At 42.7% G+C, this 20,327-nt stretch carries 23 protein-coding genes; 7 read left to right on the forward strand and 16 right to left on the reverse strand.

What is annotated here, in order from left to right; genetic code table 11:
• Nucleotides 1-107: 107 nt before the first annotated feature.
• The 15 genes from SPK40_RS09130 to SPK40_RS09200 form a co-directional block, all read right to left on the reverse strand.
• On the reverse strand, nt 108-1,166 hold the full coding sequence (locus SPK40_RS09130) for a polysaccharide deacetylase family protein (protein ID WP_330960236.1): 1,059 nt from the start codon (nt 1,164-1,166) through the stop codon (nt 108-110).
• Nucleotides 1,167-1,222: 56 nt separating this feature from the next.
• Nucleotides 1,223-2,410 (reverse strand): tetratricopeptide repeat protein, encoded by a 1,188-nt coding sequence (locus SPK40_RS09135; RefSeq protein ID WP_330960237.1) that lies wholly within the window; start codon nt 2,408-2,410, stop codon nt 1,223-1,225.
• Nucleotides 2,411-2,506: 96 nt separating this feature from the next.
• Nucleotides 2,507-3,046 (reverse strand): XAC2610-related protein, encoded by a 540-nt coding sequence (locus SPK40_RS09140; protein WP_330960238.1) that lies wholly within the window; start codon nt 3,044-3,046, stop codon nt 2,507-2,509.
• A 15-nt stretch (nt 3,047-3,061) separates the two neighbouring features.
• Nucleotides 3,062-3,844: a hypothetical protein gene (locus SPK40_RS09145; RefSeq protein WP_330960239.1), complete on the reverse strand. Its 783-nt coding sequence runs from the start codon at nt 3,842-3,844 to the stop codon at nt 3,062-3,064.
• Nucleotides 3,845-3,915: 71 nt separating this feature from the next.
• Nucleotides 3,916-4,161, reverse strand: a complete 246-nt coding sequence (locus SPK40_RS09150) for a hypothetical protein (protein ID WP_330960240.1) — start codon at nt 4,159-4,161, stop codon at nt 3,916-3,918.
• A gap of 6 nt (nt 4,162-4,167) precedes the next feature.
• A complete protein-coding gene (locus SPK40_RS09155) occupies nt 4,168-4,326 on the reverse strand; it encodes a hypothetical protein (protein ID WP_330960241.1) in 159 nt (52 codons plus the stop codon).
• Between the two features lie 107 nt (nt 4,327-4,433).
• Nucleotides 4,434-5,024, reverse strand: coding sequence for a hypothetical protein (locus SPK40_RS09160; protein WP_330960242.1), 591 nt, complete (start codon nt 5,022-5,024; stop codon nt 4,434-4,436).
• Between the two features lie 129 nt (nt 5,025-5,153).
• Nucleotides 5,154-5,918: a hypothetical protein gene (locus SPK40_RS09165; RefSeq protein WP_330960243.1), complete on the reverse strand. Its 765-nt coding sequence runs from the start codon at nt 5,916-5,918 to the stop codon at nt 5,154-5,156.
• Nucleotides 5,919-5,934: 16 nt separating this feature from the next.
• Nucleotides 5,935-6,318 (reverse strand): hypothetical protein, encoded by a 384-nt coding sequence (locus SPK40_RS09170; protein WP_330960244.1) that lies wholly within the window; start codon nt 6,316-6,318, stop codon nt 5,935-5,937.
• Between the two features lie 160 nt (nt 6,319-6,478).
• On the reverse strand, nt 6,479-6,943 hold the full coding sequence (locus SPK40_RS09175; RefSeq protein WP_330960245.1) for a lysozyme inhibitor LprI family protein: 465 nt from the start codon (nt 6,941-6,943) through the stop codon (nt 6,479-6,481).
• 995 nt (nt 6,944-7,938) lie between these two features.
• Nucleotides 7,939-8,313: a hypothetical protein gene (locus tag SPK40_RS09180; protein WP_330960246.1), complete on the reverse strand. Its 375-nt coding sequence runs from the start codon at nt 8,311-8,313 to the stop codon at nt 7,939-7,941.
• 136 nt (nt 8,314-8,449) lie between these two features.
• Nucleotides 8,450-9,097, reverse strand: coding sequence for a hypothetical protein (locus SPK40_RS09185; protein WP_330960247.1), 648 nt, complete (start codon nt 9,095-9,097; stop codon nt 8,450-8,452).
• Nucleotides 9,098-9,768: 671 nt separating this feature from the next.
• Nucleotides 9,769-10,110: a lysozyme inhibitor LprI family protein gene (locus SPK40_RS09190; RefSeq protein WP_330960248.1), complete on the reverse strand. Its 342-nt coding sequence runs from the start codon at nt 10,108-10,110 to the stop codon at nt 9,769-9,771.
• A 41-nt stretch (nt 10,111-10,151) separates the two neighbouring features.
• Nucleotides 10,152-12,254, reverse strand: coding sequence for a pesticin C-terminus-like muramidase (locus tag SPK40_RS09195; protein ID WP_330960249.1), 2,103 nt, complete (start codon nt 12,252-12,254; stop codon nt 10,152-10,154).
• A gap of 12 nt (nt 12,255-12,266) precedes the next feature.
• The gene (locus tag SPK40_RS09200; RefSeq protein ID WP_330960250.1) at nt 12,267-13,721 is read right to left on the reverse strand and encodes a DUF4150 domain-containing protein; all 1,455 of its coding nucleotides are present in this window, start codon (nt 13,719-13,721) and stop codon (nt 12,267-12,269) included.
• Between the two features lie 253 nt (nt 13,722-13,974).
• Between SPK40_RS09200 and SPK40_RS09205 the strand changes: the two genes are divergently transcribed.
• The 7 genes from SPK40_RS09205 to SPK40_RS09235 all read left to right on the forward strand — a co-directional run bounded on the left by SPK40_RS09205 (nt 13,975) and on the right by SPK40_RS09235 (nt 19,345).
• The gene (locus SPK40_RS09205; RefSeq protein ID WP_330960372.1) at nt 13,975-15,615 is read left to right on the forward strand and encodes a response regulator; all 1,641 of its coding nucleotides are present in this window, start codon (nt 13,975-13,977) and stop codon (nt 15,613-15,615) included.
• 196 nt (nt 15,616-15,811) lie between these two features.
• Entirely contained in the window at nt 15,812-16,156 is a 345-nt protein-coding gene (locus SPK40_RS09210; RefSeq protein ID WP_248142034.1) for a hypothetical protein, read from the forward strand.
• A 44-nt stretch (nt 16,157-16,200) separates the two neighbouring features.
• The gene (locus SPK40_RS09215) at nt 16,201-16,512 is read left to right on the forward strand and encodes a hypothetical protein (protein WP_330960251.1); all 312 of its coding nucleotides are present in this window, start codon (nt 16,201-16,203) and stop codon (nt 16,510-16,512) included.
• A 136-nt stretch (nt 16,513-16,648) separates the two neighbouring features.
• Nucleotides 16,649-17,170: a GNAT family N-acetyltransferase gene (locus SPK40_RS09220; RefSeq protein WP_330960252.1), complete on the forward strand. Its 522-nt coding sequence runs from the start codon at nt 16,649-16,651 to the stop codon at nt 17,168-17,170.
• Nucleotides 17,171-17,357: 187 nt separating this feature from the next.
• The gene (locus tag SPK40_RS09225) at nt 17,358-17,975 is read left to right on the forward strand and encodes an FMN-binding negative transcriptional regulator (RefSeq protein WP_330960253.1); all 618 of its coding nucleotides are present in this window, start codon (nt 17,358-17,360) and stop codon (nt 17,973-17,975) included.
• Nucleotides 17,976-18,257: 282 nt separating this feature from the next.
• On the forward strand, nt 18,258-18,743 hold the full coding sequence (locus SPK40_RS09230) for a hypothetical protein (protein ID WP_330960254.1): 486 nt from the start codon (nt 18,258-18,260) through the stop codon (nt 18,741-18,743).
• 50 nt (nt 18,744-18,793) lie between these two features.
• The gene (locus SPK40_RS09235; protein WP_248142029.1) at nt 18,794-19,345 is read left to right on the forward strand and encodes an NADPH-dependent FMN reductase; all 552 of its coding nucleotides are present in this window, start codon (nt 18,794-18,796) and stop codon (nt 19,343-19,345) included.
• Nucleotides 19,346-19,552: 207 nt separating this feature from the next.
• On the opposite strand, the gene SPK40_RS09240 is transcribed toward SPK40_RS09235, so the two are convergent.
• Entirely contained in the window at nt 19,553-20,302 is a 750-nt protein-coding gene (locus tag SPK40_RS09240; protein ID WP_330960255.1) for an alpha/beta hydrolase, read from the reverse strand.
• Between the last annotated feature and the right edge of the window lie 25 nt (nt 20,303-20,327).

Consider the following 20,327-nt stretch of genomic DNA (forward strand, 5'->3'; position numbering starts at 1 on the left):
GAAATTGCATCGGTCTCACCATGACTGGGCAATCTCACTTGATACGGAAACAGGTTCAGTCAATGAAAGAAAGCATGCGTATTCCGCACACTTTCTTCGCCATTAAATCAGATGCAAGACCGCCATTTCAGACGGGTTTGATTGACCAGATGATCCAGCTCCGGCAACGCAATATTGGCTTTCGGGTGAATATCATGAAAAAGAATAATCCCCTTTCGCCACAACAACATGAGTGTGGTCACCCGATCACTCACCTGTTTTGCACTCATCTTGCCGTTCCAGTCCTGACTGTCGATATTCCACAAATAAACCGGATGGCCCTGCTCACGGAGCCATGCTGAAATTTCCGCAGTCCGCATGCCATAAGGCGGACGAAAACCTTTTTGCGTATTCAGCGAAGAAAACGGCGCCAAAGCCTGAACCGTTTTTTCAACTGACGATTTCGACCAGCTCAGATCTTTATGAGCGCGATGGCGCCAGCCATGCGAACCCAGGCATTGATTCTGATAAAGCGCTTTATTTTTGGCCTCAGCTAACTTATGACCCAAAACAAAAAAAGTCGCGTGAATTTCTTTTTCCGTAAGCTGTGTGATCAACTGTTTTGTCCGGGTCGGATGCGGACCATCGTCAAATGTCAGCAGAAACTCGCCATCCGCGTAATTTTCCCCCGTCAGCTCACTCTGATCATAAGTCAGAATTTCACTGCTGATTCGCGGAAACAAGGCTGCCAGCCTGACCTGTTCAAATAAATAATACTGATAAAACTGCGCACTGGCTTTCAGCCACTGGCTGTTCAATGTTGGCAGACGCTCGTCAGCCAGCTCCAGTAACGTTTCCCAGCGATCAATGCCGGTCTGCCCGGTTGCATTCCCGTAGCCTTGCATTAACTGACGCTGCGTTTTTTCACGCCATTGTGCCACTGAAGCAAAATTCACCTGCTTCAGCCCGGTAAAGGTCTCAATCTCCTCTTCCGAGCCCAGAGGCACAGTATTCATCATACTTGCGAACTGCAAAATTTCTGCGGCAGAAGCACGGTCAAATGCCTCTCGTGAATCAATAGCTTCCGGCCACAACGCTCTGTCGATGGTGGCGACTTTTGCCGGGCCTGCGGCTAGCACCTGTCCGGACCAGAGACAGAGTAAAAACAGTAACCTGATGATTTTCATGGTTTATCCGAAATAGAAGAAAACGCCTGACGTTGCAGGCGTTTTAAGACGAGCCATCATTGAATGTGCAGTTTCTCTTTCATCCGTGAAATTCCCTTCTGATAAGCAGAATGTTCACGCAGACGCTGTGCCGCTTCAAAATTTTCCAGCGCACTTTGCCATTCAGAAGACGCTTCGTAGATACGGCCGATATTGTAATACGAGCTTGCCTTAATGCGGTCAGCACGATTACCGGAAGCCAGTTCAATTGCTTTACGGTTCGCCCATAACGCTTCGGCACGGCGGTCCAGTTTCGGATAAGTCACGCCCAGGTTGCTGTATGCCTGACTGAAATCAGGATAAAGGTTCACTGCATCCTGGAAATGGTACATGGCCGCCAGATAATCTTTATTCTGATAAGCTTTTTCACCAGCCGTGTTCATTCGTTTCGCTTGCGCAATCATGGTGTCCGTGATCATGCTGTGCGATTCAAAAGAATCAGCTTTCAGAATCCCTGCGAGATGATTATTAAGTTCCGCAGTGCGCGTCAGCGATAGGTATTGGTTGATATCATGGAAAGCACCGTTGCCGTCAATACCAAAAACAACCCAGCTGTTTGCCTTCACATCATTTCGGACTTTATAGCTTCTGATATGTGTCTTCCCGACATACACATCAACCCGGGCATTACTGGCCGACAGCGCTCTCGATTGCTGACGCTCACCATTCGAATAATCCCGGACCATATAGACATAACGCTCACCCTGCTTCTTTTTCACCACAGTAATGGTTTCGGGGCCATACGACGTGGTGTCATCCACATCCAGATGCGTTTGATCGCCTTCTTTACTTGAGAAGAACACATGGTTGTCAGGAAACACCATGTGCGAATCCAGATCTGACGGCGAGCTACCCCAGGTCAGCACAACGCGTAATCCGTCAAGGTTCGGCATTTCCGGTGACAATGCATAGGTGAATCCTTCACACGGGCACTTCACAACCAGCGTCGAATATCCTTCTTTTTCGATCAGCATGGTGGTATCCGGATCATCTTTAAACTGAGTGAAACCGGCTGTGCCTTTCGCGTCCGTATTCACTTTGACCGAACTCTCTCCCGTCCGCTGCCAGGTGACGGTAGCATCCGGAATGGTTTTTCCTTTCACCACGGCGCTGAGCACCTGAATTTCGCCGGCATTCGCCATGGACGACATCAATCCCACACAAGCTGTCAGGCATGAAGCTTTTAGCCAAGAACGTTGAAACATCGTTATTATTCCTTTTTGTTGACTGTTACCCTAATGGCGACATAACGATACCAATACTTAAGAGGTTGCTCATCCATTCATTGAGTATTACTCATTTCAATGCATACATCGTTTTTTGAGCGCTTCATAAGACTTCCGATTCATCATTTTTTGCGTCAGCTCAGATTTCCCCTGATTTTTGGTGTAGTCATAGGTAACATGTTCAACCCAAGCGCCCTTTTCGAGCACTTGCACTTCTTGATGTGTCTCATCAGTTTTGTAAAACCCACAAACCAGCTGGCGTTTGGCATTCACGACCATGCCATTGATTTCCCAGTCTGCCGCTTCCGAAAACAACTGTTCTGCCGGATGATATAAAAAGATTTCAGACATCTGATTCGCGCCAGGATCATCATCAATCACCAAATCCTGATAGCCGTCAAAATTGATATCGACGAATCGGTAGCTGTAATCCAGGTATTCAACATCATGAGTTGCCTGTATCGTTTGCACATCATCGTTCACGAACACAATGTCCATGTATTCATGATAAATATTGACTTCTTCGACCAGAGTTTCTGTACTGACTTTTACTTTCGCATCGATCAATGTTGAGAAAATCATCATTGAGAGAAAAGCAGCAATTCTGTATTTCATCTGACTCATCCACACTTACCTGCATTGGGCTTCAAAAAGAGTTTGCCGGTGATGCTTCACCCGCAACTGATGCGTTTGGGTATCCAGAGCATATTCATAATTGCCCCGCTGAAATGAAAGCTCAGCCTCCGATTGAACCGGATAAGTCTGCTTCAGGCTGAGTTCACGTTGTCCCGATTTCGCAAAGTTATAGGTCAGCTGTGTCGCATTGTTGTCAAAGCACACACTGGCAACACGCTGACGACCAATATCGCAAATATAAAAATAACACTCTGAGGCTGAACATCCGGTGTAAAATTTATGACCAATCCGGTCGATAAGTGAATAACCAGCTTCATCGTAAAGTTGTGACGGTGAGAATTGATTCAGGCTCAGGGGCAACCCAAATATCTCAGAGAGCAAGACAATATCGGCGGAGGATCGGATCTTTGTCCTATCCATCTCAAACGGCTTTCTGACTTTGGTTTCCGTCACTTCAGTGAAAGGCGGGACATGTAATTTCTGAAACGATGCTTCAGCAACAACCTTTATCGCTCCTGATGTATCAATGTAATACACGATGCCCTGATTTCCCCGATCGCTCGTTACAATAACTTTGAGCAGCGATTCACTGTCGCGGTATACAAAATCTGACGTCTTACTGCCGCAGCCATGTCCCCACCACTGTTCAAGGATCCGTTGATCATGATGCTTCACCTGAATGGCACAGTAAGGCTCAAAGCCCTCTTTAGAACTTTGCAGACTGATTTCAAATGCCATTACACTGCCGGATACAAACATCAGCACAAAGCTCAACATTCTCATGATCTGGTGAACACCCACGACGCCTCTCAAAACTCACACCGATACAAGTCATGGCGACCAGTTTCCTAGCTGGCATAAGCGTCATCCAAACCATTCAGTTCCTGATGCATATAGCCATTCCGGGACACAGTCCAAAAGCCATACCAGGTCACCGCATACTGTGATTCATTCCGCTTCTCAAGTGCCATCACCGGATGTTCTGTTGAAAAGTCATCCCAATGCAATTGCATACCACCCGGTCCCAAATCATCCGGCTGAATCAGATAAACCAGGATATTGCTGTCATCGGCATTGCTTTCATCTGTAGTCATGCGGGCTTAGATATAGATCTGATTCGACAACACTTCGACAATACGCTTGCCCTTCTGATTGGTGAAGATTTTAAAATTGCTGAATGCCTCACAAGGGGCATTTTGCAGATAATCCGGTAAGTCGCCCGCGTGAACCACAGATGCGCAGAGCAAATTGACTACCAAGAAATATTTTATTCAATGCATAAGCTAACTCGTCATTGAACTAAAAACACTTTGGTCTCAATTGAAGTCAAATACGCATCATTTTGTGCGTATAAGCATTTCACTTTCTATCGTCCGCTCTTATTTTGATTGAATTGAAATGCAGGGTCATCACATTTTAATTCCTCCATTTCAAATGACATCAGCCCTTCTGAGTAACTTTTTGAAGGTAATACACATCGTTCTAAGTAAGAAAGGATCAGTCCCTGTTCAGAAAGCACAGGAACTTTCTGAAACTGAGAATAACCAGATTGTTCCTGATGGGGTGATTCATATCTGCGATGCATCAGATCATCAAAAGACTCAATCGGGAAATCAGTAAATTGATATGCATACATATAAGAATTAAACCGTTGATCGTTGATACTCCAGCTTGAATCTGTGCAAATGATCACATCCATCAGGTACTGCGCTTTACCTGGCACAATTTGATAAATGCAGCTTTCGCGGGAGCTGCTCAACATGACATCCCGCTCTAAAATAATCGGACCTGATTCTTCCTGACTCAGGATATAAAACATCGCAGTCATCGTTTTCCGGATATTTTCATTCACGAGTTTTCCGTCAATGAAAAAACCGTCCTCTCGAATCTCTACGGCTGCATGCGTCATTGCCGAAAATATTGCAAACGCCAAAATCATGAAATATTTAATTCTCATTTAAAAAACTCGAATTAGAGAAAAGAATGTTTTTGTTTCGACAACCATATTGACGAAAAACTTATCATTCATTTCAAACCTACACTATTGATTATCATTCATGCCTTCAAGTTTCATTTTTCAATGGTATCAAGGATTCAATTCATAGGTTTTGCCATCAAAGCGGACCGTTTTATACAGGTTTTTCACTTGTACTACGCTCTCATCTTTCATTTGATCAAGAGTCTCCTTTTTTACCTTGGTTGTAATTCGAATGTCATTATAATCATTCGTTTGATGTTTTAGCATTGAAATAAATACGTTACTCTGTTTTGAAATGAGCGTATCATTGTTGATTTCGCAGTGTTCACCTTGAAGACTTTCCCAGATATTCGTGGGGAGGTTCAGTATCACAGGCACTAAATCTGAATATTTTTCTACAAACAACGAAAGATAATCAGACATAAAAAAATCAGCACATCTTGGTGAAGTCCCAATCATCAGCCTTACGCCAACTGCACGTGTCTTATCATTCAGGTTATATCGTGCTGTATCCAGTTTGATACTATATTCATTAACTCGAATACCACCATCTTCTTGAACCTCATCACTATAACTGGAGACAACTTTCCCGGTTAATTGATCAATCAATACGACACGCCATAAAAACCGATCGCCACCATTATAATGAGTGAGATTCTTCAGATAGGAAGCCAGAATTTTCTGATGGTTATTGGGTAACACTTTACAGGCAATTGCATCAAACTCATTACTTTCAATACCTTGCTTGGAAAGATCACGCGTTAAAATGCTTTTTGATGCTTCTGAACATTGTTGTTTTTCCGAGGCATAAGTTTCAGTCGCGATGAACAAAGACCACAGAGTAAAAATAGAAAAAATCAGTTTTTTCATCATTCTGATATCAACTCAATTAATTGCATGCTTCAATTTCAAAATCAATCGCAACCAGATCCGAGCCATACTTTCTTAACAGCATAGATTTTTGTTTTGAGTAAGTGCCAATTTTCGAACCATCAGTAAAACAAACAAAATAACCTTGTTTGTTTTTCTTGATCACATCAAAACGATAAACCCATTGCTCATCTTCCATAGTAATACTACTGCCAGAAAATTCAGGTTTTGGTACATAATCGAAATCAGGCAATTTCCTTTCTTGCGCGGTCTGTTTTGGCATGAGCGAACTTCTGAATGACGTCACATCCAGATTTTGATAAATGTCATTTAAGTCTGAAACCTCAATACTCAATGCCGGAGCAGCACTCGTTAAGGCGAGACTGAAAGCAAGCATTTTCATGTTTATTGTCCCTCTGTATACAATAAAAAATCAGTTTTACAGATTGAGCTCTACGTCATAGAACCTTTGTTTTTTCATACATTCATCCATGTCCTCATTCAGATAAGACTACATAAAACGGCAGTTTTTATCTGAATAAGATTTCCACAATATGTTCTGATCAGCTTCTGTTCCGGGAATAGCTTTGAGTTTGTACAAGTACATCGTAAGCGAGTTCTGTGTCCTTGGATGCAAGATACTGCAACTCTAACAGCCTCGCTTCCGTCACTTCTGCTTTGCATCGATAGATCATCCATTTTGCGGATGGATCTAACTCAGGAACTTCCAGATCATCACCAAAATAAGGAAGGTGATCACAAACATTTTCTTTGTAGCGACCCCAGGACCGCTGCACATCCCTCAGCTGACTGTATTCGTCTTCACTCAATTGCGCCTTCAGGTCCCGATAAAGCAAATTCAGTGCTTTATCTTTGGCCTCATATTTCTTGTAATCGTGAAGGTAACTGCCGTGAATACTGTCTTGCCAGTCTGGCTTTTGCGCCTGTACCATGAAAGAACCGCAAAGGGTCATGAGCATGAACAGCAATGGCATCAAGAAATAAATGCCAGCAGATTGTGTTTTCATATCACCGTACTCTGTCGTTCTGTTCAATCGAACCGGTTTACCTGCTGACATTCAGCCAGGAAAGATTCTGCCGCAAATTGATACATCAGCGTCAGGCGCAACTTAGTAAACCTAAGCGACCAAAGTGATACACAAGTTAAGGTTGTAAAGAAAAATGAGTTGGTTTACCTAAAAGTAGGACTATATTCAGAGAAAGGCTGTGTGTTTAATTGGAATAATTTTTTTAGATTGTGTTTGTGATATAAAAACACAAGGCCAAATTCCAAATAAAAATCAATCCAATATGTAAAGGGGCAATTTATTCTTCCATTCAAATCCCATTTTGAGATACACAAATAACACAATATCACTCATGTGTTATTTCACCAGAATCCTCATGAGACAAATTTATTCTTTTCCTCATTTTCATTTCGTCTAGATATATTCTTTCATAATGACTATCTTTAAACTGTGGATATTTTCTCCTATAATCATTACCATATTTATATTCAAGTCTAAAGACTTCTTCTAATCCACTATCCGCTAAGGTATAAATTGTAACGTCTTCTGTTGAATCACATTGGTGATTAAATACAATTTTGATATTGCTCTTTTCAAAACCTTTCTTCTGATCAATCTTTTTTTCAACAACTAAGCAATTGGGATAGACATGTTATACCGATATATCCCATTCACAAAGTAAACGGCATTCACATTTGCAGAGCCTTCATTCAGGTACACACTTTTAAACTGTTCTCTTGAACCCTCTGTACTTTTAGGATAAGCCATTTCAACTTTATCTTGAGTTCCGTATCGGTACTGAAAAATTTCTTTCCCGTGAAAAGATTGTTTGCAGAGTGAAGCATATTTATCAGATATTTTGCAATTAAAACTTATGGATTCACTATCATGACATAGAGTTGATACTCTCATTTCGGCCGAGGGGTCACCAGCGGATACTTCAATACAAATGAAGGTTGAGAAGAGTAATATGATTCCACCTTTGTTCATGTTTATTATTTCCCCGTTGACTCACATTGAATATCTTCCCGCCCCAGATGAATCTTACATTTTTGTTCAGCCCAAGGCGCTGCAACAAGAAAATATAGGTTAGCACCATCGAAACGCATCATTGTTGGGTAGATCGTTGGATATTCTTTTTCTAAATTCAGCTGACTAGACCCCATTTGACAATATCGTTTTCGACTATCCTTATTTTTGTTATAAACCGTGATACAGGGATCATCTTTTCTAATATATACACTCCCTTTGTCTGCACCGCTTGGTCGCCCTTGCCATATTTGGTAATAACGATATTGATTGATATCATCTGCGTAAGCCTCAACAGAAAATCCAATGGATAACAAAATTAGAATAAATTTATTTTTCATGACTTTATACCTTAAACCTGAATTTGTTTATCATTCATCGGCCTTCGGCCGCTTATCGATTGAATTCTAGCGGCTTCTCTTCTGATGATAATATTCGTATTATCACTGGACTCATTCGTTTGGCCATACGGAAATGTTAATAAGAAGTATCTGAGGTTATTTCAACTTTCTTTTGAAGAATTGCTTCTAGTAGTGTACCCCAATACTTCTGATAGGCTTCGAAATTTGTTTCTTCCAGGTCATTCAGACATTCATAACCACCATATGAATGTTCAAAATTCATATACCTCGTGATGTTATCATTGTTAATTCCATTCTCGACATCAGCAAAAATAATTTGCCAATCATGCTTTCTTAGCATTGTCTTGGGGTTATAAAATGAAAAGTCAATAAGCACGTAAGATTCTGAGAACTCTTGAATACTTGCATTGATCACAATACCCTCTGAAGGCTTCTTAAGACTCGTACTTATGAGTATTTTATCATTACTTTTCAGAATGAAATCATCACCCTCAACTTCGATATGATAATCTCTAATCAAAGGTTCATTGATAATTAAATAGTTTTCTGGATATTCTGGGTGATCTTTAGGTGCGACCGTAATACCTAGCTCTTGAAAATCATAATTGGTTTGATAAGGCGCAAGCCTGATATATTGACCTTGTTCACTCACAATGTCTTGCGTGTAGTCGATTTGGCAGTCAAAACTGAATCGTTTTTCAGCGTAGACACAGGGAGAGAGCAATGATGCAAATAAGATGAAATTAAAAATTATTTTTTTCATTGGTATTCCTTACTTTTTCAACAAGTTAAACAGTCTGTTACTTTCGTTTTTTTGAATGGTTCTCTCTGTTTCAGATTGCTGTGAATAATCTTTGAAATTTACAAACAGAGCTGGGTTACATCGGCCCATGTCACCTCTCCTGACTATTTTCTTTGTTCTGACTTCAAAGTGTAAATGCGGAGCACAAGTTCCAGATTTTATTTTTTTAGTGTAACCTATCCCGGACATACCTGTCTTGGCAATGATATCAATTGAGACGGTTATCTGCTGACATACAGCCAGAAAAGATGCTGCCGCACATTGAAACATCAGCGTTAAACGCAACTTAGTAAATCTAAGCGACCAAAGTGATACGCAAGTTAAGGTTGTACCTATAAATTGAGTTCAAGTAAGGAGAAGTGAATTGGGTTATAACTATTTTCTCTCTTCACAATTTCCATTAATAATATTTGAAAATAAAAATATAAATTATCCTTGAGCATATAACAGCCAGCCACATTTATTTATGAACCATCAAAATTAAATGATGATATTTTTAGATCCTAAGATGCAATAAACACCTATGATTTGACATTTTAAATAACACTATTTGTTACTAATGGATTCCATTAAGTATAAATTGATTATTTTAAGCAGCCTATATAACATATATTATGTAGACTGCGTAAAAATCACATAAAGCTCTGAGCCATTTCTATTAAGGCATCTATATGATTAACTCTATCTTTATACATCACACTCAAACACTCTTTTTCCCAAGTATCAAATGTAATTGTCCCTTCTTCAACGAAGTAAGCGTAATTTTTGCAATCACCCTCAATTTGCTTCATCCAGCTCTCATTCGACTTCGAAATACTATCTTTGTGTTCTTCGTTTTCTTTAACCAAATTAATCAATTGACTATATTTTTCATCAAAAACTGACTTAGAATCATGAAACTTTTTTTCAGCACATGTATACATACCTGACATAGTAGAATCTATACACACGTCTTCATCATTTGCTAGTGCCATAAATGAATTCATCACAATGAATAAAAAAAACACATATCTCATCATTCACCTCTTAAGTATTTTGCACGTTGTCTTCCATTTTCGTAAGACTTCATCGTTACGTTAGTTTCTATATATGTGATTAACTCTTGCTTATTATTTTTCATCCCTTTTTCCATTGGCCTGCCTCCTTTAGTAAAGCCTTGATAAACAAAGTCAACCAAAATATCTTTTATTTTATCATCTAAGGAACTCCAATCAGTTCTATCATTATATTTACTGGTCCACTTATTATAATTATTTTCCCCTCTCCTCACATAATCTGGGTAAATAAAATTAAACAGTTTATTTTGCTGTTTTCTTGTAATCTCACCAATTTTATTTTTATTCTGATTTACAAAATCACGTGCTTCAGTTCCTTTCTTTCCTGCAGCCTTTGCAATTTCTTTTGATTTAACTTCTGAAATTCCAGCAGACATTAGATCATTAATAACGTTTTGCTCTGTCCTTTCGCCAAGGTCATAACCTCTTCCAATTGTTACTCCAGAATTATTATTTCCTGGCCAGTGAATTTTTCTAGAAAAATGGATCGAATTATCTTTATCATTTCCTTCAGCATTAAAAGTTATCTGTCCCATTGATACTGTCAACCATCTCAGATCCATTTCATCATCTAGCAATGACGTTACACCCAACGGCCAAAAATGCCACACCTGCGGCTGAATCTGCAACTTCTCGGCATCTAACTTCTGAATCCATGCTGTTTGCTCAATTCGCTCTTTCTCGTGATCAGTAAATTTATCATACAGTGACATGATTTTGTCACGATATGGCGATTCACGAAAAGTTTCTTCGGTCAGGAAGTAACGGATGACATGTTGTTCAAACAGCTCTCGCCCCTTTTCCAATACGTCGTTAACCCAAGAATCTTCCACCTGCTCTTCAAAGTGCCACTCACTCGGGTGCTTGGCGATCACTTTTTCCAACTTGTTTGTTGCAGCCTGATAAAAAGCAACCAACTCATTTTCAGAAATCTTACCGTCACCATCTGTATCAATTCCTATCGCACGTCGAACATCACAAAAAAAGATATTTGATGGCTCCATGATACCATTGCTGTCACTTCCATCAATCACCTGAAAGCCATGCTCTTCCTGACCACCAGACAACGCCTTCAGGAAATAAGGTGGGGGTGGATCGTTCGAAAACACTTCTAGATGAACACGATATTCCTGATCGATATTCCCCTGAGCATTTTTCAGATATTCATATTTTCCCAGATAGCCCAGATGCTCTTCTGCGGCAATCTTGAACGGGATTTCCGGGATCTGAACGGTGCCATCAACAATAATCGGCAAGCTCGCTTCCGCTCCGTTCTTGGTGTGCCATGGGGGCAACTTCTTGGTCAGAACATTAGCTATCTGAGGTATATAATTTTCTGCCGTGTTTTCTGTGTATTTATTTACAGCCAGCCAGACTTCCTGACCAAGCTTCCGATCTGCTGCCGACTGGCTGTTCACACGCACGTTTTCCTGTGATATATCATTCTCACTAAACTGACCCACTTGAACAATTTTACACTTCAGAAAATCCCAATCAGTCGATCTAACTTTCTTTTTTGTCGTTGCTCTTCGGGTCGGATCCAGTAATTGAATCACTGTACCAATTGGCATGAGCTGTGACGGTTCGAAATCTGCCGTGGCCGGGTTACCCCGGACAGACCACGTTTGCGTTAGCTGAATATATTGAATTTCACTCACACTCTCCGCTGCCGTGATCGAATCCTGAATCTCTTTCTGAGATTGCAGATGCATGTACAGAGAATAGAAGGTGTATTTCTCATCTTCTTTATCCGGATTCTGGAAGCTGTGACGCAGCAGACAGAAATTATTGCTGTAGCTGGACGTGGTATCCATATATTGCGTGGTCGGATATTCCTCCGCCATACGATAGGCCACCAGCTCACCGTCGGCCATCGCCTGGACCGGCTGAAAATGCTGTGCCCAAAAGGCAATACGATTGTTGATGTGAAGACCACCGTGCCAGCCACGGCCTTTACTGATAATGTACCGGCCGCTGGTCTGTCCGTTGAGCAGCACTTTCAGCGCAGCCAGATCTTCGAATGGTTTGCCGTCGACCTGGCAAATCGGGAATGCAGTTTTCATGTGTTTACTACCTTAGTCTGAATACACATCGAAGAACGGAAGCAGGCTTTCCTGTCCGGTGGTTGCTGTAGTGAAGACCACAGCGGTCACCTGGCCGACCGTGGAACTGTAACCGGAAACCTGAGTACTTGTCACAATACTTTCTTCAGCATTTTCAGTGAGCTGCATCAGCGTCTCACATAAAGATGAAAAGTATTGCGTGGTGATATCCGGCAGCAGTCGGTTCAGGGTTTTTAAACCTTCTTCATAACGGGCAATCCCATCAACAATGACAGTCCGGTGATCGTATTCCGCCTGAAGTTTCATGAAAGCCAGATACTCTTTGATGCCACTGACAAAAGTATCGATGTACTGATTAAATGTCTGAGCGACTGCGTCCCAGTCCATATTTCGGATATATTCAATACTGTTTCCGGTGCCGTGATAACGCACGCCGCCCAGCAAAAATGCCGCAGGCAGGAGATCATCGGGTGCAAACATGGCGTCCAGGATATGACCCTGCGGATGGCACAAAGGAGCCAGGCTGTGTATCAGCGGCACATAATGATCGACCGTATCGGGATCGCGCTGAATCCAGTCCATGGCCGAAACAAAGCATTCCGCAAACACTTTATGCTGGTGTTCCGTGGCAAAGTAAGCAGCACTGAACTGACTTTCGAATCGGACCAGAGATTCAAAGTCCGGGTCAGAACAGGTTTCAGACAGCAGAACGCCCCAGTCATTTCGAACCCCGCTGCGTTCCTGCCAGTAAGGCACGCGGTTACCCGCCACTGCTGAGAAGTAAGTGAACATGTCCGGGTATGGCTTTTCTGTGGTGTTTTCTGGCAAATCTTCATACGGCTGGTAAGGATCCTGCGACTCCTGAATGTTGAAGATACACAGTGTCTCTTCCAGACCACTCACCACCGCCTGGCCACTGGCATTCAGAGTACCGCTTCCCAGTTCAGCCCCGCCTTCATCTGTGACTGTAAATGGCGCATTCGCCAATGGCGCGCCCGTCGGATAACGACAACTCAGCGTGACATCGAACGTTGAGGCTTCATCCGGCGGCACCACGACACTGGCCTGTGACACCCCGGCTAAGCACATGGTGTTGGCTTTGTTCATGGTCATCATATCGGACAAACGAGTGACACCTTCGCCTTCGAATTTCACCGTTGCCGACGCTGTAACAAAAGCCGCCTCGCCCTGAATCACCCCGGAGACAATCCCTTTTTTATCACCGCCTTCGTCACCGGTGCTGGTTGAAAACTTACTGGGCTTGATGGCAATGCTGTTACCGCCATCCATGGTGATGGTTTTCGTACCATCGACCAGATCGGCCGACTTCGCCATATTTGAGTAAGGAATCGGGACCACAGGCGGCCCACACTGCGTCTTGCACACATCTGGAATATCGGCGTTCGCAACACCATCCGAACCTTGATGGACAATGCTCAAGCCATCTGCACTCACCGTTATTGGCATCCCTAATCCTCACTCTGTTGATTTTTAAGGCCATTTTATCAACAAGGTGCGATTGCTTTCTCACTGGATTATCAGTGATTCAGCCACATCAGACTGTCGTTTTAACGGTTTAACTTAAAATGTGAGCCGTGTTCCGTTTTTTACAAATTTGTTTCACGAAACACTTTCAGAAAAGGAAAAATTTTATCTGTTATATATGCAATGCTGAGCTATTCTTTTTGGTGTGTATTCAAGGTCATGGAAGATGCAGTGTATGTTGTTATGCCACCACACATTTTTAATAATTGACGACAGCAGTATATCCATCGCACTCATGCGCTCCATGTTAACCAATGCAGGCGTCTCCAACGCCAATATTCACACCACCACAGACAGTCTGAAAGCCCTCAGAATGCTGAGAATAAACCGGTACGATGTCGTTCTGTGTGATTATAATTTGCAGCATCATATTGACGGGGGCCTGATATTTGACGAGATCAAACACAACCACCTGCTTCCGCCAAGTAGTGTTTTTATCTGTGTAACCGGAGATAACACTCAGGAAGTGGTCACACATTTTCTGGAACTCGAACCCGATGATTATCTGATTAAGCCATTTCGCTTTCACGATTTCATTTCCCGGATCGAATATGTTCTGGAACGCAAAATGGCTTTGAACCCTTTACTGACCGCCGTTGAGCAAAAACACTATGCGAAGGCCATCACACTGGGGACTGACCTCACGCATCAGTATCCGAAATACAAAGGCTATGTCGGCCGGATTCACGGCGATTGCCTGTTACGTTTACAGCGCCATCAAGAAGCCAAAGATTTTTATCAGAAGGCATGTCAGGAAACCCAGCATGTCTGGCCCATGATAGGCTTTGGCAACGCCCTTCAGGGATTAGGGGAACTCAAACAAGCAGAAGAAGTATTTCAGGACATCCTGCTGAAACATCCCCATCACCCCAAAGCCAAACAGTGCCTGGCCAACTGTCTGATCCGCAAAGAAGAACTACCTCAGGCACTGCAGCACTTTTTACAGCTGCACAAAATTAACCCTGCCAACCCGGTTCGTGAACTGATCATTGCGAACCTGTATGCCACTCAGCAGGAGCATGAAAATGCGGCTTCCGGCTATCAGCGTTTTACCGATAAAGTCCGCGATACCAGTTTGTACAGTTATGGCGTAGACGTGAATACATCCATTTCCTTGCTGTTAGCCAGTATCTATACCAAGGATGTGCAGCATCGTTCAAAACTGGTGAATGATGCACGTAATGCGTTAGTTCGCCTGAATCAAAAAGCCAGTAAAGAAGACAAGAATCTGGCCAATCACCCCAGTTTACTGGTCGGTCTGGCCATCCTGGCCTGTTTACGCGGGGAAATTCAGAACTGTTACAGCATCGCGAATCAGATTGGAACGGAGCACGAACAAACTGATGACTTTTACACCGCACTGAATCTTGCCCGTATGTACGGTTTTTGCGGCATGCCCGATATGTATGAGATGTCCATGGCTACAGCCCGTCAAATTTGTGGCCGGGCTGAAGATGAAGGACTGATGCTCAGCCAGATTGAATTGCTGAATGGTTTTAAAGATGAAATTTATCAGCGACTGAAATTAGGGAGTACATTAGTCAAGCAGGCACAACAATACCGCCAGCAAAATCTGGCCAATAAAGCCCTCAAAAAAGCATACCGTGCTTTTTTCATTGTGCCATTTCATCATGAGCTCTGCTTTTTGCTGCTGGAACTCACCGGACTGGCAACACCTTCCTGGTTACAACCCGAAGCAATCACCGAAATTTTAAAATCCTGCTACTGGGTTTACTGCAATGACAAACGACCCACCGTACAACAAAAACGCCGTGCGCTGGACTTTTACAGACTGGCGATGATACGGCTTGAATGAGATTACATTGACTCTGCAGCACTCGTTGCGCACTGAAATTAAACTAACTTGCACATTGTTCGTACGAGTGATAATCAAAAACAAATATAATTTTCTCGCCATATAAAAAACGATGACACATAATATGTCGGTTATTTTTTAGTGTTATTCACTCCAAATTTTTATCATTTAGTCACATTAATTCACAGAGGCGAAAATGAAACGCTCACTTCTTGCATCACTCCTATTTCTTTTTTCAGTAAACGCCAGTGCCGAAATTGAAACAGGGCCACGTATAGCAACACTATATCCGACAGGGTTTTATCATGATGCTGGCGACGGTTTATACATCGAATTTCAGCCTGGCTCACTGCCTGGATGCAATCAGGATAAAGGCGCAAGACTATCCAAACAAAATCCGAACTATAAAGAGTTGTATTCTCTGCTCCTCACGATGATGGCAACCAAAAACTTTCAGGGAAACTTAAGGTTTGAGCAAACAGAAAATACCGGCTGGTGGAAATGCTCCATCAAAGGTATTTTCGCTTTCCCAAAGTCATAACATCCAAGAAAAATCAATAATTCAATTTTTTGAAGGATTTATTCATGAAAATAATCCCCATAATTTCTCTGCTTACTAGTGTGTTATTCAGCCAGAGTGTGATAGCCAGAACTGACTGCCCGGCCGCTCCAATCCAAAATATTCAGATTGAAGGAAGTATCGTCCTTTATCAGCAGAGTGGTATCTGGCGACGTTTAGGTGTACTGACCGATGTGGGCACCAAAGAAAGATATTCCGCACTGCTTTCCGCGCAAATGGCCGGGAAGAATGTGATGATTGCTTATCCTGCCGATAACTACAATTGCAACGCCACAAACTACAAAGATTCAGCGTTCATCGTACGGACATATAATTAAATTTACTGTCTTTCAATACTCAGGAGAGCCAAATTGATGATCATAAAACGATTTGGTTCTCCATTCAGCATGCATCACACCAAAAGTCTTTTGCCCTTCACTGAACCCAACGTCAAATAAGACATAGGACAATTCGTTGAAAATTATTGCAGAAATAGACATCCCCCCTGATACGCATACAGCGATTCAATTGCTCAGAAACGCCGCATTTCAGGATCATCAGGTTAATCGTTCCTACTTCAAACAACTGCCACATTCCCGGATGCTTACTTATTCTGGTGAACAACTCGTCGGGCACATGGGACTGGATTATCGTGTCATCCGGGTTGGCGATGCTGTCTTGAAAATACTGGGCGTCATTGACTTCTGCGTCAGTGAACATGCCCGTGGACAAGGCATCGGTTCATCCATGTTAGCGACCTTGTCTGCGTATGCAAAAACCAGAGATGTGGATTTCCTGATGCTGATGTCTGAACACACCCATTTTTACTGCCGGCATGGCTTTCAGCAGGTCACCGCACATCACAGCTGGCTCAGACTCCATGAACATCAAAACTACGGGATCGGTTTTGAGCCCCTGAATGAACTCTTAATACAGCCTGTCAGCGGTCTGGAATGGCCATCCGGCCATATTGACTGGCTGGGATATATGTTTTGAGCCACAATCAACATCGATACAGCATTCTCTATACTGGTCTGCCGAATATCACTGACAGTAGCTGCAATCTCACTGTATAAAAGCTATGCTCAGGACAGCAAAATATCTGTCTGATGCAAAACCTTCAGCATTGTATCAAAGCCATTTGCTCATGGTTCTTTATTGGATATCGCAGGAAAGGAGTCCGATGTATATTCCCAAAAACATGCTCATGCATGACAAAACTGCTGTCTCAGCATTTATCTCAGAGCACAACTTCGGTTTGCTCGTATCATCAAACTTGGATGCAACACACCTTCCTTTTGTATTTGAGGACAAAGAGGCGGAAATGGGCGTTCTGTATGGTCATTTTGCGAAAGCGAATGATCACTGGAAAACACTGGAAAACGAACGGGTGCTGATCGTATTCAGCGGACCTCATGCTTATATTTCCCCAACCTGGTATCATCATACCCCCGCGGTCCCTACATGGAATTACGCTGCGGTGCATTGTTATGGCACGATTCAGTTATTAGATGATGCTCAAACGGAGCAACTACTGCAGGTGATGATCGCCAGACATGAGCCTGAGTTAGATGCAAACAGAGACATCATGCCTGATGAATTTCAAAACAAACTGAGACAGGCAATTGTTGGCTTTAAAATTGTGATTGATGACATTCAGGCGAAAGAGAAACTGGGCCAGCACCGGAAAAAAGAAGATCAGCAAGGTGTTTACCTGGCGCTGAGTGAAAGCAAAAAACCTGAAGCAAATGCTTTAGCCAGCTATATGGAAAAAGGAAACGTTGGGCTTGGTAATTCGTAATGTTTCATTCTGAACATCTCCATATTCAGAAACCAGACTGAGGCATTGTTCACCGGGCTGGCGAGTACATGATATTCAGCTCAGAACTGCTCGACAACACCGACGAGCGGATGTATTCATTTGAGGAAGACAGTGATTTTCAAGTGTATCTTGTCCCTTCCCAGAACGAAGGCTGGGCCGCCCCTCTTGAGGTCAAAATGAATACACAGTATCAACAAAGAAATACATCGCAGGAAGGCATTCTTCTTCCTGAGCAGATTAACAACATAAAGAGAAATAAAAATGAAAAAACTATGCTTGTTCCTGATGAGTCTGATGATGTTCGGATGTACAGGGATTACACAATATCGCCATCAAATCTCAGAAAATGATGGAACGATACACTTATATCGGGTTGAAGAGCTGAATGCTGCGGGCATGAACGCGATTTTCTATGTCGATGATCAGAGTATCTTAAAACTGGGTACAAGCCATTATGCAGAGGTGCCAATCAGTCCGGGAAAACATACGATATCTGTCAAAGCGGATTCAACCACGCAAAAAATGACTTATGAGCTCATTGTTGAGCCAAATCAGCAGTATTATTTCATGGTGAAGGCGAACCCAGACAGACTGGGTCCTCAGATGCTTATTCCGTTCATTGAAATTGTCTCAATTCCCGGATTTCTTCTGATCAAACGTGATAAAGCCACATATTTACAAGAAAGTACTCACTTTCAACCCGAAACCATTGTACTAACAAATTTGGACAGCTTAGCGGTGCAATAAACTGCAATTTCTGAGCTGAACAAATCTTTCAACAGGAAGTGTCGTACACCATGGAAAACATCAAAATACTGGCTTTGTCCGGAAGTTTGCGGAAAACCTCATATAACACCACGGCAATCACAGCACTCCAACGGCTGGCACCAAGTCATGTTGACATCATGATAGGTTCTATCAGCGAGTTGCCGCTGTTTAACCCGGATCGTGAAGATGAACACATCCCGGCCTTAGAAGCGCTGAACAAAGCTTTGAGTGTTGCGGATGGCCTGATTATCGCAAGTCCTGAATATGCGCATGGCATCAGCGGCCCGATGAAAAACGCGCTCGATTGGCTGGTCAGCGGCGTGTCCTTTCCCTATAAGCCAATCATGCTGGTGAATACATCACCCCGGGCACAACATGCACAGCAAGCGTTAAAGGAAGTGCTTGCCACCATGTCGGGTGATGTGATTGAAAAAGCGAGCGTTTCAGTCCCTTTATTAGGCACCGAACTCGATGCCGATGGTGTGATGGAAAACGAGGAAATTACCAGCCAACTAAAAGCCGGTCTTGAGGTCTTTTGTGGGGCGATTCATCTGAAAAAACAACATCACAACGTCATCTAAATTGCCTTCCTCAGCAGGGCGACATCACGAACAATGAGCAGCGTTCATCGGTGTCGCCTTCATGTTTTTGGCTACGGTCGCTATAGTTGTTTGTTATTTGTCGGTATCCGGACAGTTCTGTACGACTTTTGGCAGTTCCACGCGATCTAAACCAACACGCGCACCACAGTCAAACACCCCGCGTTGTGACGCCTCTTGAACAGTCTGTCAGACTTCTGTTCTCAAGTCAGCGCAAGTTAACCCTTTCACAAAGCCAGAAATGATATTAATCGTTTTTTGTTGAACCGCACTCAAACCATAGTCGGTTAGATCCATATGCTTCGACGCTGGAATCTCAACAATACAGCTGCCATACGTCTGTTGTTCTGCTTCTGTCGGCAAGACACCTGACTTCGTTGGATATTCTGACGCTCTCACCGAAAGAACTTTCATCTTGTCCGTTTTCGGTAAAGTGACTCTCATATGGTCTAATGTAATTAGTTGATAAATATATTTTTTATGTTCATTGCTTAACCATGTCGAGATATCGCCTCCATTCGAATGCCCAACCAAGGTGAGCTTGTTGAAGTCAAAAGACGGAAAACGCATACCCAGCTCACGCTGGAGGAAGTCCAATGTGTCTGCCCCTCGCTCCCAGTTCTCGATACGAGTCTGATACAAATCACCCGTTCTCGATAATGGCGGATCAGTTGAAAGTTCATGATCTACTGCAACCGTCATATACCCCAAACGATTCAATGTCTCAGAGACGAATTTATACTTTGTAAACGGAACGCGATTTCCAGCACTGATAAAAGCAACATTGCATCGATTTAAGGGAGTACAGTTGTCAGTATTTTTAGGAAACTCAATTTCAACTGGAATGGAACGCTCCCGAGACGAATCCAAAACAACCGTGGTTTTTGCGTTTACCACAAGAGGCAAGATCAAAAGAGATACGCCCAAAAAACGCTTCATACAATATCCTGATTTTAAGAATGTA

The sequence above is a fragment of the Photobacterium sp. 53610 genome (assembly GCF_036409375.1).
Lineage (GTDB): Bacteria > Pseudomonadota > Gammaproteobacteria > Enterobacterales > Vibrionaceae > Photobacterium.